At 69.1% G+C, this 14,981-nt stretch carries 13 protein-coding genes and 1 tRNA gene; 11 read left to right on the forward strand and 3 right to left on the reverse strand.

The annotated features are described in order from the left end of the window. Positions 1-138: 138 nt before the first annotated feature. The 5 genes from EV140_RS12495 to EV140_RS12515 all read left to right on the forward strand — a co-directional run bounded on the left by EV140_RS12495 (position 139) and on the right by EV140_RS12515 (position 6,615). Positions 139-2,328, forward strand: coding sequence for an alpha-ketoacid dehydrogenase subunit alpha/beta (locus EV140_RS12495; RefSeq protein ID WP_130284435.1), 2,190 nt, complete (start codon positions 139-141; stop codon positions 2,326-2,328). Next, on the forward strand, positions 2,328-3,614 hold the full coding sequence (locus tag EV140_RS12500) for a dihydrolipoamide acetyltransferase family protein (protein WP_130284437.1): 1,287 nt from the start codon (positions 2,328-2,330) through the stop codon (positions 3,612-3,614). Before EV140_RS12495 ends, EV140_RS12500 begins: the two co-directional genes overlap by 1 nt. A gap of 132 nt (positions 3,615-3,746) precedes the next feature. After that, a complete protein-coding gene (locus tag EV140_RS12505) occupies positions 3,747-4,898 on the forward strand; it encodes a Re/Si-specific NAD(P)(+) transhydrogenase subunit alpha (protein ID WP_130284439.1) in 1,152 nt (383 codons plus the stop codon). Further along, positions 4,898-5,209 carry an NAD(P) transhydrogenase subunit alpha part 2 gene (locus EV140_RS12510; protein WP_130284441.1) on the forward strand — a complete coding sequence of 104 codons (312 nt, stop codon included), beginning with the start codon at positions 4,898-4,900 and terminating at the stop codon, positions 5,207-5,209. Before EV140_RS12505 ends, EV140_RS12510 begins: the two co-directional genes overlap by 1 nt. Beyond that, positions 5,209-6,615, forward strand: a complete 1,407-nt coding sequence (locus EV140_RS12515) for an NAD(P)(+) transhydrogenase (Re/Si-specific) subunit beta (RefSeq protein WP_130284443.1) — start codon at positions 5,209-5,211, stop codon at positions 6,613-6,615. Before EV140_RS12510 ends, EV140_RS12515 begins: the two co-directional genes overlap by 1 nt. A gap of 36 nt (positions 6,616-6,651) precedes the next feature. Here EV140_RS12515 and EV140_RS12520 read toward each other — a convergent pair whose 3' ends face one another. Next, positions 6,652-7,971: a DUF4032 domain-containing protein gene (locus EV140_RS12520; RefSeq protein ID WP_130284445.1), complete on the reverse strand. Its 1,320-nt coding sequence runs from the start codon at positions 7,969-7,971 to the stop codon at positions 6,652-6,654. Between the two features lie 82 nt (positions 7,972-8,053). Continuing rightward, a complete protein-coding gene (locus EV140_RS12525; protein WP_130284447.1) occupies positions 8,054-9,148 on the reverse strand; it encodes an ABC transporter ATP-binding protein in 1,095 nt (364 codons plus the stop codon). Positions 9,149-9,369: 221 nt separating this feature from the next. Between EV140_RS12525 and EV140_RS12530 the strand changes: the two genes are divergently transcribed. Further along, positions 9,370-10,296 carry a DsbA family protein gene (locus EV140_RS12530; protein ID WP_130284449.1) on the forward strand — a complete coding sequence of 309 codons (927 nt, stop codon included), beginning with the start codon at positions 9,370-9,372 and terminating at the stop codon, positions 10,294-10,296. Between the two features lie 71 nt (positions 10,297-10,367). Further along, positions 10,368-10,440 (forward strand) — tRNA-Thr (locus tag EV140_RS12535). A gap of 271 nt (positions 10,441-10,711) precedes the next feature. Here the strand turns inward: EV140_RS12535 and EV140_RS12540 are convergent. Continuing rightward, a complete protein-coding gene (locus EV140_RS12540; RefSeq protein ID WP_130284451.1) occupies positions 10,712-10,981 on the reverse strand; it encodes a hypothetical protein in 270 nt (89 codons plus the stop codon). On the opposite strand from EV140_RS12540, the gene EV140_RS12545 reads away from it, so the two are divergent. The 4 genes from EV140_RS12545 (at position 10,974) to EV140_RS12560 (ending at position 14,979) form a co-directional block, all read left to right on the forward strand. Further along, on the forward strand, positions 10,974-11,780 hold the full coding sequence (locus tag EV140_RS12545) for a hypothetical protein (RefSeq protein WP_130284453.1): 807 nt from the start codon (positions 10,974-10,976) through the stop codon (positions 11,778-11,780). The two genes, EV140_RS12540 and EV140_RS12545, sit on opposite strands and share 8 nt — an antisense overlap. A gap of 80 nt (positions 11,781-11,860) precedes the next feature. Further along, complete coding sequence (locus tag EV140_RS12550; RefSeq protein ID WP_241971445.1) at positions 11,861-12,865, forward strand: Gfo/Idh/MocA family protein; 1,005 nt, start codon at positions 11,861-11,863, stop codon at positions 12,863-12,865. A 4-nt stretch (positions 12,866-12,869) separates the two neighbouring features. Further along, the gene (gene dacB / locus EV140_RS12555; RefSeq protein ID WP_130284457.1) at positions 12,870-14,366 is read left to right on the forward strand and encodes a D-alanyl-D-alanine carboxypeptidase/D-alanyl-D-alanine endopeptidase; all 1,497 of its coding nucleotides are present in this window, start codon (positions 12,870-12,872) and stop codon (positions 14,364-14,366) included. Between the two features lie 22 nt (positions 14,367-14,388). Continuing rightward, entirely contained in the window at positions 14,389-14,979 is a 591-nt protein-coding gene (locus EV140_RS12560) for an isochorismatase family protein (protein ID WP_096422905.1), read from the forward strand. Positions 14,980-14,981: the final 2 nt, after the last annotated feature.

Genomic DNA, 14,981 nt, shown 5'->3' on the forward strand with positions numbered 1-14,981 from the left:
GTGGATGCAATCTTAGGGATTGACGGCGTAATTATCCAGTGCAAGCACGGAAAAGTGTTGCGATTGGATGCAATCGTGTCGTATCGTGACGGAACGCGCTGCGACGATGCGCGCTGATTCTTGACGCGAGGAGCCGACATGCCGAAACGACGTCGTTTGGAAACCGGGGTCGAGTGGGTCGAGATCTCGACGACCGCTGCCGACTGGAAGAAGGCCGACCCCCGCCTGTTGGCCACCATGCTCGGCCAGCTGCAGCTCATCCGCACGTTCGAAGAGCGGGTCCTCGAGCTCGCCGGTGAAGGACTCGTGCACGGCCCCGCCCACTCGTCGATCGGTCAAGAGGGCGGCGCGGTCGGCTCGATCGTGGCACTGCGATCCTCCGACGCCGTCAACGGCTCGCACCGCGGCCACCACCAGTTTCTCGCCAAGGCGCTGACGCACGTCGCGCCCGACGGGCTGAACCCGTCCGCGCTCGTCACCCCGCGCATCCAGGAGGTACTGCAGAAAACCCTGGCCGAGATTCTCGGGCTCGCCCAGGGCTACTGCCGGGGTCGCGGCGGCTCGATGCACCTGCAGTGGTTCGAGGCCGGCGCGCTCGGCACGAACGCCATCGTCGGCGGCGGCGCGCCGATGGCGACCGGCAACGCGTGGGCCCAGAAGCGCTCGGGCACTGACGACCTCACCATCAACTACTTCGGCGACGGCGCCGCGCAGATCGGCTCGGTGCTCGAATCGATGAACCTCGCCGCGGCCTGGAAGCTGCCGGTCGCCTTCTTCGTCGAGAACAACCTCTACGCGGTCGCCACCCACATCGAAGAGGCGGTCGCCGACACCCGACTGTCGGTGCGCGGCCAGGGCTTCGGAATTCCGTCGTGGCGCGTCGACGGCATGGACCCGCTCGCCGTGCACCTCGCGATGGAGGAGGCCGCCGCTCACCTGCGTGCCGGCAGCGGACCCGTCGTCATCGAGGCCGAGGTCTATCGCTTCTTCCACCAGAACGGGCCGTACCCGGGCAGCGCTTTCGGCTACCGCACCAAGGAAGAGGAGGAAGCGTGGAAGAAGCGCGACCCGCTTCTCACGGTCGCGAGCGAGATGCAGAAGCTCGGCCTCATCGACGAGGACGGCGTCGAGCAGGTGCGCCAGCAGGCAATCGCGGCGATGGATGCGGCCACCGCCGAACTGCTGGAGGCCGACCCCGCGAAGGAGGGGCGCCGCCGCATTCGCCCCGACTTGTGGCCTGACCCCGCGTTCGTCAACATCGGAGTGCGCGGCGACGGCAGCGAGCTGGACGCGCTGACCGCCCTCGAGCCGACCGCCGACACCCGCCCCCGCAAGGACCTCAAGTTCGTCGACGCCGTCGCCGGCGTCATGGAGCGCCGCATGGGTCAGGATGAGCGCATCATTGTGCTCGGCGAAGACGTCCACCGACTCAAGGGCGGCACGAACGGCGCCACCAAGGGCCTGTCGACGGCGTTCCCCGACCGCACGCTTGGCACACCCATCAGTGAGAACGCGTTCGCTGGCCTCGGGGGAGGGCTCGCCCTCGACGGGCGCTACCGCCCGGTCGTCGAGTTCATGTACCCCGACTTCATGTGGGTCGCCGCCGACCAGGTCTTCAACCAGATCGGCAAGGCGCGCCACATGTTCGGGGGCGAGAATCCCGTTCCGCTCGTGTTGCGCACGAAGGTCGCCATGGGCTCGGGCTACGGCTCGCAGCACCTCATGGACCCGGCCGGCATCTTTGCCACCAGCCCCGGCTGGCGCATCGTCGCCCCGTCGTGCGCCGAAGACTACGTCGGCCTGATGAACGCCGCCCTCGCCCTGCAGGACCCGGTTCTCGTCATCGAACACGTCGACCTGTACGGCGAAAAAGACACCGTCATCGACGGAGACATGGACTACATCATCCCGCCCGGCAAGGCCGCCGTTCGCCGCGGGGGCAGCGAGGTGACCGTCATCAGCTACCTGTCGATGGTGAAGCACAGCCTCGAGGCGATTGAGCAGACGGGCGTCGATGCTGAATTGATCGACCTGCGCTGGCTCGACCGTGCATCCCTCGACTGGGACACGATCGAAAAGAGCGTCAAGAAGACGAATGCGGTGCTCATTGTCGAGCAGGGTGCGGTCGGCACGTCGTACGGCGGCTGGCTTGCCGACGAGATCCAGCGACGCCTGTTTGACTGGCTCGACCAGCCCGTGCAGCGCGTCACCGGCGCCGAGTCGTCGCCGTCCATCTCGAAGGTGCTTGAGCGGGCCGCCATCGCGCGCACCGAAGAGGTCGTCGCCGGCCTCGAGACCGTGCGCCGCCACGCGGGGGGAGCGCGCTGATGTCGACCACCATTCGCATGCCGGAGGTGCTCGCGAACGTCACCGAGGCCGCCGTGCAGAAATGGCTCGTCGCCCCGGGCGACACGATCGAGGTGGGCCAACCGTTCGCCGAGATCGAGACCGAGAAGGCCGTCGTCGAGTACACGGCCGAGACGGCGGGCACCGTGCTGGAACTCGTTGTCGCCGAGGGCGACTCGGTCGACGTCGGGGCACCGATCGCGGTGGTCGGTGAGGCGGGGGAGACCCCGATGGTCGAGGAGGCACCCGCGGCGCCAGCCGCGTCGGCACCGGCCGCGAGCGTGCCCGCGACCCCGGATGCTCCGAGCGCCCCCGCCGAGGTGCCGAGCGCCCCGGCGTCAGCCGCCAGCGGAGGACGGCAGTTCATCAGCCCCCTCGTGCGGCGGCTCGCCCGCGAGAAGGGCATCAGCCTCGACGGTGTTCAGGGCTCCGGCCCCGATGGTCGCATCGTGCGCAAAGACCTCGAGGCGCTCATCGCCAGCGGGGGCAGCCAGCCTGCCGCCGCGACGGGCGCGGACGACGCGCCCCGCGCATCCGCGCCCGCTTCGTCGGCTCCGGCCGCGAGCGCCGCGCCGGCCGCGCTGCCCGAGGGTGCCGAGCTGGTGCCGCACAGCCGCATGCGTGCGACCATCGCGCGGCGGCTCACCGAGAGCAAGAACCAGGTGCCGCACTTCTACCTCGAGGCCGAGTGCCGGGTCGACGCACTGCTCGACCTGCGTAAGAGGCTCAACGAGGGCGCGGCAGCGAAGATCAGCGTCAACGACCTCGTCGTGAAGGCGGTCGCCGGGGCGTTCCTCGACGTACCCGAGGCGAACCGCACCTGGACCGATGAGGGCATGGTGCGCCACGCCAGCGTCGACATCGGCATCGCCGTCTCGCTCGACGACGGGCTCGTCGTGCCGGTCGTGCGCGGCGTCGAGGCGCTCAGCGTCAGCGCGCTCGGCCGGTCGATCGCCGACCTCGCTGGCCGCGCTCGCGAGGGCGGCCTGAAGCCCGACGAGATGCAGGGCGGCAGCTTCTCGGTGTCGAATCTCGGCATGTTCGGCACGAACTCGTTCAGCGCGATCATCAACCCGCCGCAGGCGGGAATCCTCGCGGTGGGGGCGGCCCGGCAGGCGCCGGTCGTCGTCGACGGTGCGCTCGAGGTGGGCACCGTCATGGCGGTCACCCTGTCGGCCGATCACCGCGCGTGGGATGGGGCGCTCGCCGCACGCTGGCTCGCCGCGTTCCAGGCACGCATTGAGAACCCGCTGACGATCCTCGCGTAGGGGGCGTCACACCAGACCCGATCGGGGCCCGTCGCTGGGTGGTAGCGGCGGTCCCCGATCGCTTGCTCTTGCCGCGGTAGATTCGCACTGACCCGGTGCCGTGTTCGTCAACTCAAAGGTGAGTGGTGACCCATGCAGATTGCCATCCGGCGCGAGCCGATCGAGGGGGAGCGGCGCGTCGCCGCCACCCCCGCGACGGTCGCGACCTACGTGCGGGAGGGGTACCAGGTCGTCGTCCAGCGCGACGCGGGTGCCGCATCCGGCTACCCTGACGCGGCCTATTTCGACGCCGGCGCGACCCTCGTTGACGCGGTCGACCTGACCGCTGTCGACGTGCTCGCCCACGTGCGGCCCCTCGAGCCCGCCACCATTGCCGCGCTGAAGCCCGGCGCGGTGACGGTCGGGTTCGCGGCGCCCGCCGGCGAGCTGGACGCCGTCGCGGAGCTCGCCGACCGCGGCGTCACCGCGTTCTCGCTTGAGCTCGTGCCGCGCATCTCGCGCGCCCAGTCGATGGATGCGCTCACCTCGCAGGCGCTCATCGCCGGCTACCGCTGCGTGCTCGAGGCTGCCACGCGCTTCCCGCGCTTTCTGCCGCTCTACATGACCGCCGCGGGAACGATTCCCCCCGCGAGCGTGCTCGTGCTGGGCGCGGGGGTCGCCGGCCTGCAGGCCATCGCGACGGCCAAGCGCCTGGGAGCGAAGGTGTCCGCGTACGACGTTCGCAGCGCCTCCGCCGATGAGGTGCGGTCGATGGGCGGCACGTTCATCCACCTCGACCTCGACGAGGACGCGGATGCCGCGGGCGGCTACGCGAAGGAACTCGCCGCCGACCGCGCGGCCCGCCAGCGCGAGCTGCTCACCCCGCACGTGCAGGCGGCCGACATCATCATCACGACGGCGGCGATCCCCGGCCGGCCCGCACCTCGCCTTATCACGGCCGACATGCTCACCGGCATGACACCGGGCAGCGTCATCGTCGACCTTGCGGCCGAGTCGGGCGGGAATGTCGAGGGCTCGGTCGCCGGCGTTGACACGGCGGTCGCCGTCGACGGCGGCGTGATCACCCTCGTCGGCATGAAAGACCCGGCATCAACCATGGCGTTTGACGCGTCGCGCCTGCTCGCGCAGAACATCGCCCAGCTGATCGGCCTGATGACGGTCGCCGGCGCACTCACGCCCGACTTCGACGACGAGGTCGTCGCCGGAGCGTGCCTCACCCACGACGGCGCGGTCCGTCACGAGCCGACCGCGCAGGCGGTCGCCGAGCGGAACGGAGCCCGATGATGGAGGCCATCACCCTGCTCACCTTCTTCGTCCTCGCCGTATTCATCGGCTTCGAGGTCGTGTCGAAGGTGTCGAGCACCCTGCACACTCCCTTGATGTCGGGCGCGAACGCGATCCACGGCATCATCCTCGTCGGCGCGGTCATCGTCGCGGGCAGCGCCGATGACCCGCTCACGCTCGTCATCGCCCTCATCGCCGTACTCATGGCGACGATCAACCTCGTCGGCGGCTTCGTCGTCACCGACCGGATGCTCGAAATGTTCCGCGGCCGCGGCTCCGCCCCGGCCGCTCGCGAGGGGAGCGACGCCTGATGGCCGTGCTCACCCCCGAATGGACGGCCTTCCTCTACCTGGTCGCCGCGGTCTGCTTCATCCTGGCCTTGAAGGGCCTCGGTAGCCCCCGCACGGCCCGGCGCGGCAACCTCATCGGCGCGCTCGGCGCCGTCATCGCCATGGTCGTGGTGTTCCTCTCGACCGAGCTGGACAACCTCGCCCTGATCCTCGGCGTTATCGCGGTCGGCACGATCATCGCCGTGCCCGCCTCGCGCATGGTCAAGATGACGCAGATGCCGCAGCTCGTCGCCCTGTTCAACGGCGTCGGTGGTGGCGCTGCCGCTCTCGTCGCGCTGCTCGAGCTCGAGCACTCTGTCTCGTTCGGCGCGTACCTCGCCGTCGCCTTCACGGTGCTCGTCGGCTCGATCGCGTTCTCGGGCTCGGTCATCACCTTCCTCAAACTGCAAGAGCTGATGCCGACCCGCCCGATCGTGTTCATCGGCCACGCGGCCGTCATCGTCGTGCTCGCCGTCGTTGGCCTCGCCGCTGCAGCGATCATCGTGCTGCCCGAGGCCTGGCTTGCCGGCGTCGGGCTCGGCGGGCTGAAGTGGAGCGCCGCCGTCGCCGGCCTCGGCGTCGGCTCGGTGCTCGGCGTCCTGCTCGTGCTCCCCGTTGGCGGCGCCGACGTGCCGATCGTCATCTCGCTGCTGAACGCCGGCACCGGGCTCGCGGTCGCGGCTTCCGGTCTCGTGCTCAACAACACCCTGCTGCTCGTCGCCGGCACCCTGGTCGGTGCCTCCGGGTCGATCCTGACCCGCGAGATGGCGAAGGCGATGGGCAGAAGCGTCACGGGCATCCTGTTCGGGGCGTTCCGCGGCGCCTCGAGCGCCGGGTCGACCGCGACCAGCGACCGGCCGGTGCGCTCCTCGAGCGCCGACGACGTGGCGATCCTGCTCGGCTACGCCAATCGGGTGGTCGTGGTGCCCGGGTACGGGCTCGCCGTCGCCCAGGCTCAGCACACGATGGCCGAGCTCGCGCAGACGCTCGAAGCGAAGGGCATCGAGGTCGTGTTCGGCATTCACCCCGTCGCCGGCCGCATGCCTGGGCACATGAACGTGCTCTTGGCCGAGGCGAACGTGCCGTATGAGGCGCTCGCCGAAATGGACGAGGTGAACCCGCAGTTCAAGACAGCCGACGTCGCGCTCGTCGTCGGGGCGAACGACGTCGTGAACCCGGCTGCGAAGACGACGCCCGGCTCACCCATCTACGGCATGCCGATTCTCGACGTGCAAGACGCGCGACAGGTGGTCTTCCTGAAGCGTTCCATGCGTCCGGGGTTCGCCGGCATCGAGAACGACCTGCTGTTCGACCAGAAGACGACGCTGCTGTTCGGCGACGCCAAAGAGTCGCTCACGAAGGTGCTCGGCGCCGTCAAGAACCTCTAGCAGCGGCGGGCGTCCGCGCGGGATGCCCGGGGCTGGCTAGACCTTGTCGCGCCAGCTTCCGGGCGCCCCCGCGTCGGCATCGTCGATGACGGGCACCGCGGCGGTGTCGAGCGTGGGCACGCCGATCGACTCCGTCGTCGGCGCGATGACCGTCGCCTCGTCGCGCCGGTGGCGGAGCACGGTGTCGATGTACGAGCTGAGCGCTTCGGCGAGCGAGATGGCGCGCGACTCGTTCTGCGAGAGAAACCAGCGGTGCTCAAGCAACTGGTGGAAGACCTCGGGCTCTTCGAGCTTGCCGCGCAGGTCGCGAGGGATCGCACGGATCACCGGCTCGAAGACGCGGCTCAGCCACTCGTGGGCGACCTGCTCCTCGTCGACATCGGCGCCGGGGTATGTGGCAGCCGAGTACGAGTCGAGGTCGTTCAACAGGCGACGCGCCTGGTTTTCGCCGGCGTCGATGCCGGTGAGGCGAAGCAGCCGGCGCGAATGGTGTCCCGCATCCACGACCTTGGGCTTGATGCGCACCTGCGTGGAGTCGCCCGCCGTCGTGATGGCGAGTTCTTCGATGTCGAAGCCGAGGTCGTTGAGCCGCTCGACGCGCTGGGTAATGCGCCAGCGCTCGGTCTTGTCAAAGGCCTCCCAGCCGGTCAGTTCGCTCCACAGCGAGCGGTAGGCATCAACGATGCCGTTCGACACGTCGATCGCGTCGATGTTTTCGTCGAGCCGGCCGCCCGCCTCCAGGTCGAGCAGCTCGCCCGCGATGTTGACCCGGCCGATCTCAAGGTCGTTCTCGCGCTGCCCGTTCGACAGACCCCCCTCGTAGAGTTGCCCGGTCTCGGCGTCGACGAGGTACGCGGCGAAAGCTCCGGCGTCACGGCGGAACAGCGTGTTCGACAGCGACACGTCGCCCCAGAAGAAGCCGGCGAGGTGCAGCCGCACGAGCAGAACTGCGAGGGCGTCAACGAGGCGGGTCGCGGTCGAGGGGCGCAGCGTCTGCGAGTAGAGCGCGCGGTACGGCAACGAGAAGCGCAGGTGCCTCGTGACGAGCACGGGCAGGAGCGGGTCGCCGTCGTCGGACTCGCGGCCGGTGATGACAGCGACCGGTTCGACACAGGGAACGTCGAGACGCTGCAGCGTGCGCAGCATGTCGTATTCGCGCCGCGCCATCTCCTCTGTCGTCTCCTTGATGGCCACGACGTAGCCGCTCAGGTGCACAAAGCGCACGAGGTGGCGCGAGATGCCCTTCGGCAGGGATGCGATCGCGTCGTCGGGCCATGTGTCGAGCGGCAGGTTCCACGGCAGGTCGAGCAGCGCCGGATCGACGACGGCGGAGGTGATGTTCAACGAAGCGCTCACGGTGTCCATCCTGGTCTAAAGAAAAGCGGGGGCGTCCGTGTCGCACGTGACACGAACGCCCCCGCCGTGGAGCAGTGAGCCGCTAGGCCACGACCGCCGCGTTCAGGCGTTCGCCCGACTCGGCGTTGAACACGTGGATGTGCTTCGGCTCCGGCGTGATGTACACGGTCTCGCCGCTGTGCGGGTGAACGCGTCCGTCGACGCGGGCGACGATGTCAACCCGCTGGCCGACGACATCGGCGTGGCCGTAGAGGTAGCCGTCAGCGCCGAGCTCTTCGACGATGTCGACCTCGACGGGCAGGCCGTTGCCGCTCGTCGACACGATGAGGTCTTCGGGGCGCACACCCACGGTCACGACCTTGCCGCCGGCGGCGTCGATGACCGAGCGCTCGACAGGGGTGACGGCGCTTCCGAACTTCACACCGCCGTCGGCGAGCTCTGCCGGGAACAGGTTCATCGCGGGCGAGCCGATGAAGCCGGCAACGAAGACGTTGTTGGGCGTCTCATACAGGTCTCGCGGGGTGCCGACCTGCTGCAGGACGCCGTCCTTGAGCACGCAGATGCGGTCACCCATCGTGAGCGCCTCCGTCTGGTCGTGCGTCACGTACACGGTGGTGACACCGAGTCGGCGCTGCAGCGAGGCGATCTGGGTGCGGGTCTGCACGCGCAGCTTCGCGTCGAGGTTCGACAGCGGCTCGTCCATGAGGAACACCTGGGGCTGACGCACGATGGCGCGGCCCATGGCGACGCGCTGACGCTGACCGCCCGAGAGCGCCTTCGGCTTGCGGTCGAGGTAGGGCTCGAGGTCGAGCAGCTTCGCGGCCTCAAGCACGCGGTTCGCGCGCTCGTCCTTGTTGACGCCGGCGATCTTCAGGGCGAAGCCCATGTTCTCGGCGACCGACATGTGCGGGTACAGCGCGTAGTTCTGGAACACCATCGCGATGTCACGATCCTTCGGCGGAACGTCGGTGACATTGCGGTCGCCGATGTAGATGTCGCCGGCGTTGACCTCTTCGAGGCCGGCGAGCATACGCAGCGACGTCGACTTGCCGCAGCCCGACGGGCCGACGAGGACGAGGAACTCGCCGTCTGCGATGTCAAGGTCGAGGGCGTCGACCGCGGGAACCGTGCTGCCCGGGTACAGACGCGTGGCCTTGTCGTACTTAACAGTTGCCATGACTGATTTTCTCCTTCACCGGCAGGTACGTGCCGGACGATCCGTAGTGAATGGATGGGGCCCGCGCGAACGAGCCCACGGGCGCCGTCGCCCGTTCGGGACAGTATGCCACCTCTCGTCAGTTGGCGCGGGCTACGGGTCCGGTCGTACCATCGGTGGGGCGCTACGGGCGCCGACGACCCGCCGCGGTGCGCCGCGGAATATAAGGAGCACGAGCATCCATGCCGAAGGCTGACGGCGCCGACGAGCGCCAGACGAAGAATGCGCGCCGCGCGGAAGCCCGCGAGAAGGCGCGCCAGTTGCGTGAGCAGCAGCGCAAAAAGGAGAGGCGCACCACGCTGCTGCTGCAGGGCGGCATCGGTCTCGGCGTCATCGCCGCGATCGGCATTGTTGCCGTGCTGATCCTCAACTCGACCCAGCCCGCGGCTCCCGGGCCGCGCAACATGGCGAGCGACGGAATCACGATCGGTTCCGACTATGTGGCGGTCACGACCCCGGGGCTCGCTCCCGACGCGACGCCGCAACCGCTGCCCGAAAACGCGCCGGGTGTCGTCGCCGTGAACATCTGGGTTGACTACCTCTGCCCGGCGTGTGGAGCCTTCGAGCAGGCCAACGCGGAGACGCTGCGTGCACTCATCGACACCGGCACCGCGACAGTCACGATCCACCCCATCGCGATTCTCAGCAACCAGGGTGCGAGCCAACGCGCCGCGAACGCCGCCGCCTGCGTCGCCGACCGCTCACCCAACAGCTTCTTCGACTACAACGAGCTGCTGCTCACGAGTCAGCCGGGCGACGGCACCGGGTGGAGCGACGAGCAGCTCATCGACTTCGCGGCGAGCGCGGGGGCCGGTTCGTCCGCCGTCGCCGAGTGCATCACCTCGGGCGAGTTCTCGTCGTGGGTCACCGCCGCGACCAACCGCGCGCTCGCCGGCCCGCTGCCGCTCGAGGGCACCGATCTGGAATCGGTCCAGGGCACGCCGACCGTACTCGTGAACGGTGACCAGTACCTGCCGGCGAACATCGGTGATTCGACCGAGTTCCAGCAGTTCGTGCTGAAGGCCGCCGGCGAAGACTTCACCCTCAACCCGACCCCCGAGCCCGAGGAGGGCGCCGACGGCGGCGGGGGTGAAGAGGGCGACGAGTAGTCATCGCCTCATCGCCGCCCCACGGGATGCTCGGGCGGCGGTACCCTGAAAACGGCACCTTCGGGTGCCTGGCCGGCTTGGCGCAATTGGTAGCGCACCCGACTTGTAATCGGGCGGTTGGGGGTTCGAGTCCCCCAGTCGGCTCTGTGTCGCATCGCTGGTACGCGATGCGGGGTTCGAGTCCCGCAGTCGGCTCTGTTCTGTCTCGCTCGCTCGCGGCCCCCGTGTCATGAGAAGGAGCGAGTTGAGCCCAGCGTGACGCGATGCGTCACGCCCGCAGTCGGCTCTCAGCACACCTGCATCTCGCGTGTACCAAACCTCCCCCCGGCGCGTGTCGAATAGGCAATACCCCCAAGAGGGGGTGAAAAATTTCGCGACACGCCCCCAATAAAGGGGGGTTCTGTTCGATTTTCGACTAGAAGCACTTGGCAGATCCCAGAAGGCTCTCTAGCGTGATGAATGTCCGGTCGGGGGGATCGGACACACACAGGTTCTGGGGGGAGCCTTCTATGTTGCGATCCTTTTTCGCGGGGACGGCGCTTGCGACCGTCATCTTGGTAGTGATGCCGTTCGTCGGCGCTCCGCCGAGCGATTCACCGGCACTGGCTGGCGCTTCGGGGGGAGCGCCGATGCCCGTCATCTCGACCGCTTCGGTCGATCCCGACGACGTGTCGCGCATGTCCATCAGCGACCTCGTAGAGCGCCGACTCGGAAGCGATGCTGACCGCTCCGACGTCGTCGACAACCAAGCCGCTGCCGAAGTCGACGACGCTGAGTCGGACGAGTCTGCTGCTGACGAGGCCGAGGCTGAATCGCCCGCCTCCGACTCGACCGCGTCCACCGGCGCGAACGGTGCGAACGGCGCCAACAGCTCTGGCGGCTCCAGCGCCTCCGGTGCGTCGAACGCCGCTTCCGGCGGCGGTGCGGCCGCTCCCGCTCCGGCGGCGCCCGCTCCGCCCGCACCTGCTCCGCCGCCCGCTCCGACCCCACCGCCGTGCCCCGGCCCGATCGGTGGGTCGACTCCGGGCGCGCCCGGGCGCACATCCGCGCAGGGCGTGGGTGGCACGACGAGTGACGACCTGAACGACTTCGCGCAGCGCTTCAACGCGATCCGCGTCGCGAACTGCCTGCCGCCGGTGCCGCCGTCGAACATCCGCTACGACTCCTGCATGGAGGACCGCCTGTTCTGGATGGCCGAAGACCCGAGCCCCGACCCCATGAGCGCGTGGGGGCACAAGGGTCAGGCGCAGCGCAGCGACGGCGTGCCCGACACGGGCTGCGACGGCAACCTCGCCGGCGGCTCCGGTGTCACGGGCGCCGCTGCCGCCCAGCGTTGGTGGGATTCGGGCGGTCACCGTGCCTCCCTGTACAAGCCGGGTACGAGCGTGCAGGGGGTGTGCATCCTGTTCGCGATGAGCCACGGTGGTGTGCCGAACGAGCCCTACAGCTTCACGCGCGCCGCCGCCCGCTGGGTGAACTGCTAGTCGACTGACGACATTCGACCGCGCGCCGTAGGCTGGGCGCGCGGGTCTTTTGTCGTTTGCCCCGCGAAATGGAGGCAGCAATGGCGCACACCACCCTCGGCTGGGGCATTCTCGCGACGGGCGGCATCGCCCACGCCTTCGCATCCGACCTCACCCGCGAGGGTTTCCGCATCGCGGCGGTCGGATCACGGCGAGAGGATGCGGCGCGCGCGTTCGCGACGGAATTCGGCATCCCGAACGCTCACGCCAGCTACGAGGCGCTCGTCGCCGACGACAGCGTCGACGTCGTATACGTGGCCACACCGCACCCGATGCACGTCGAGAACGCGCTGCTCGCGATCGACGCCGGCAAGCACGTGCTGATCGAGAAGCCGGTCACGCTGAATACGCGCGAAGCGCAGCGCATTCACGAGCGTGCATCCCATCGCGGCGTCGTCGTCATGGAGGCGATGTGGACGCGATTCCTGCCGCACATGGTGCGCATTCGCGAACTGCTCGCGAGCGGCGTGCTCGGCGAGGTGCGCACGGTCATCGCCGACCACACGCAGGCGCTGCCGACGAACCCCGAGCATCGACTGCAGAACCTCGACCTCGGGGGTGGCGCGCTGCTCGACCTCGGCATCTACCCCGTCTCTTTTGCCGTCGACGTACTCGGCCTGCCGCAGGGTATTCGTGCGCACGCCTCAATGACCGCGACCGGCGTCGACCGCCAGACCGCGATGATCTTCGACTATGCCGACGGCCGCCAGGCGGTGCTGCACACCGCGCTCGACACAGCCGGCCCCAACCGGGCGGCGATCATCGGCACGAAAGGCGCAATCGAGATCGACCGCGTGTTCTACACGCCCACATCCTTTACGCATTACGACCGCTCGTGGTCGGTCGTCGAGCGTTTCGAGCAGCCCGTGACGACGCGCGGGATGCACTTTCAGGCCGCCGAGCTGGAGTCGCGGGTCGCAGGCGCTGCCCCGACCGTGCTGCCGTTCGACGAATCGGTCGCCATCATGGGTCTGCTTGACGAGGTGAGATCGCAGATTGGGCTCGTCTACCCGGCCGAGGCCGCGCAGACTGGCTCGGTATCATGACCGGGTGACTGACCGGGAGCAGCCTCGTACGCGACGGGCGGCCCGCCCCGAGCGTGACGGTTTCGCCGTCTGGGTGCGTCGCCACACCGTGGCCGTGACGGCCACCGGGCTGTCGCTCGTCTTCGCGCTGCTCGCGGCCGGTGCCGTCGTCGTGGGCGTCGCGGTCGGTGAGGAGCGGGCCTTCGCAGCCGTCGCCCTCGAGCAGGAGGTCGAGCCGGAGGCGGAGTCCGAACCCGACCCGGAGCCCGAACCCGACCCGCGCCCCGTCCCCGACGAACTCGTCCCGCCGAGCCCGCTGCGCACCTGCACGATCGCGAGCCAAGCGGCCGACCCCCGGCTCGGCCAGTTCCAGGCGCACGTCATCGACATCGCCACCGGCGACACGCTGTTCGACCGGAACGGCGACGTGGCGCAGCCCGCGGCAAGCAACATGAAGGTGCTGACCGCGGCCGCCGCGCTCGCGGCGCTCGGGCCCGACTACCGCCTGACGACGCGGGTCGTCGCTGGCGACGAACCAGGAACGGTCGTCCTCATCGGCGGCGGCGACGTCACGCTGAGCGCGCTGCCGCCCGGGGAGGAAAGCTTCTACCCCGGTGCGCCGAAGCTCGCCGACCTCGCCGCGCAGACCGTTGCGGCGTACGCCGCCGCCAACCCCGACGAACCGGCCATCACGCGGGTGCTGCTCGACACGGCATATTTCCCCGACGAGGACCGCTGGGATTCCAGTTGGAACCGCAGCCTGCAGACCATCGGCTACGCCTCCGAGGTGACGGCCCTCCAGGTCGATGCCGACCGGTCGAACCCGCGCGCGCAAGAGAGCCCGCGTAGCACTGACCCGGTGGGCAGAGCGGGACAGGCGTTCGCGCATGCGCTCGCTGGGGCCGGCAACCCGGGGGGTGCTCCCGCCTTTGAGCGTGGTGCGGCAGGCGGCGGGGGCCAGCTCGCAGCCGTGCGGTCTCAGCCGATGGCGCAGCTGATGGAGCGGATGGTGCTTGACAGCGACAACTCGCTCGCCGACTCGATTGGCCGCGTCATCTCTCGCCACTACGGTCTCGGCGGCACCGCGGCGAGCCTCACGCCGGCGTTTGTTCAGGCGCTCGGCGCCTATGGCATTCCCACCGAGCGGCTCGTCGTGCGCGACGCGTCAGGCCTGTCGAACCTGAACCAGATCCCGCCGGCCTACCTCGCGCAGCTATTCACGGTGATCGAGCGAAGCCCCGAACTCCAGGTCATCACCCGATCGCTGCCGGTCGCCGGGCAGTCGGGCACCCTGCGCACCCGCTTTGGCGGGGCCAACTCTTCCGCCGCCGGCCAGGTCACCGCCAAGACCGGTTGGATCGACAACGTCTTCACCCTGTCCGGTCTCATGACCGCGTCTGACGGCTCTCGTATAGCCTTCAGCCTCTACGCCCTCGGCCCCGTGAACTTCAGCGCCCGGGAGGCTCTCGACACTGTCACCACCGCCATCCACGGCTGCGGCGACAACCTCGCCAACATCTGATCCCCACCGTCCCGGAGGCGTCATGTCCCGCGCACTGCTCATCATCGACGTTCAAAACGACTTCACAGAGGGCGGTGCGCTCGGTGTCGACGGCGGTGCCGCTGTTGCTGCTGCGATCACCCGCCACCTGCGATCGCATCCCGACCTGTACGACGTCGTCATCGCATCCCGCGACTGGCATGACGAGGACAACGACAACGGGGGCCACTTCGCGAAGCCGGATGCTGAACCCGATTTCGTCGCCACCTGGCCGCCGCACTGCGTGGCCGGCACCGACGGCGCCGAGTACCACCCGGCCATCGACACGGGCCTCATCGACATTCACGTGCGCAAGGGGCAGGGGGTTCCCGCCTACTCGATCTTCGAGGGGACGACGGATGACGGCAGACCCCTCCCGGCGGCGCTCGATGCCCTCGGCGTCACCGAGGTCGACGTGGTCGGTATCGCAACCGACTACTGCGTTCGGGCTTCAGCGCTCGACGCGCTCGGCTCCGGGCGGGAGGTTCGGGTGTTGCGCGACCTGGTCGCCGGCGTCGCCGCCGAGTCGAGCGAGGCCGCGCTGCACGAGATCGCGCAGGCGGGCGGCCGTGTCGAGGTGGCCGGGCGCTCGTAGCG

The sequence above is a fragment of the Microcella alkaliphila genome (genome assembly GCF_004216855.1).
GTDB classification, from domain to species: Bacteria; Actinomycetota; Actinomycetes; order Actinomycetales; family Microbacteriaceae; genus Microcella; species Microcella alkaliphila.

Excerpts from the sequence above, each read along its gene's own strand:
- EV140_RS12540 (WP_130284451.1), bottom strand. The coding sequence starts at position 10,981 with ATGGACATGCGCGACACGTCGTCGGGATCGACCGAAGCGGTCGAGATG.
- EV140_RS12510 (WP_130284441.1), top strand. The coding sequence starts at position 4,898 with ATGGAGGCCATCACCCTGCTCACCTTCTTCGTCCTCGCCGTATTCATC.
- EV140_RS12525 (WP_130284447.1), bottom strand. The coding sequence starts at position 9,148 with ATGGCAACTGTTAAGTACGACAAGGCCACGCGTCTGTACCCGGGCAGC.
- EV140_RS12545 (WP_130284453.1), top strand. The coding sequence starts at position 10,974 with ATGTCCATCAGCGACCTCGTAGAGCGCCGACTCGGAAGCGATGCTGAC.
- EV140_RS12560 (WP_096422905.1), top strand. The coding sequence starts at position 14,389 with ATGTCCCGCGCACTGCTCATCATCGACGTTCAAAACGACTTCACAGAG.
- EV140_RS12495 (WP_130284435.1), top strand. The coding sequence starts at position 139 with ATGCCGAAACGACGTCGTTTGGAAACCGGGGTCGAGTGGGTCGAGATC.
- EV140_RS12515 (WP_130284443.1), top strand. The coding sequence starts at position 5,209 with ATGGCCGTGCTCACCCCCGAATGGACGGCCTTCCTCTACCTGGTCGCC.
- EV140_RS12530 (WP_130284449.1), top strand. The coding sequence starts at position 9,370 with ATGCCGAAGGCTGACGGCGCCGACGAGCGCCAGACGAAGAATGCGCGC.
- EV140_RS12505 (WP_130284439.1), top strand. The coding sequence starts at position 3,747 with ATGCAGATTGCCATCCGGCGCGAGCCGATCGAGGGGGAGCGGCGCGTC.
- EV140_RS12500 (WP_130284437.1), top strand. The coding sequence starts at position 2,328 with ATGTCGACCACCATTCGCATGCCGGAGGTGCTCGCGAACGTCACCGAG.
- EV140_RS12550 (WP_241971445.1), top strand. The coding sequence starts at position 11,861 with ATGGCGCACACCACCCTCGGCTGGGGCATTCTCGCGACGGGCGGCATC.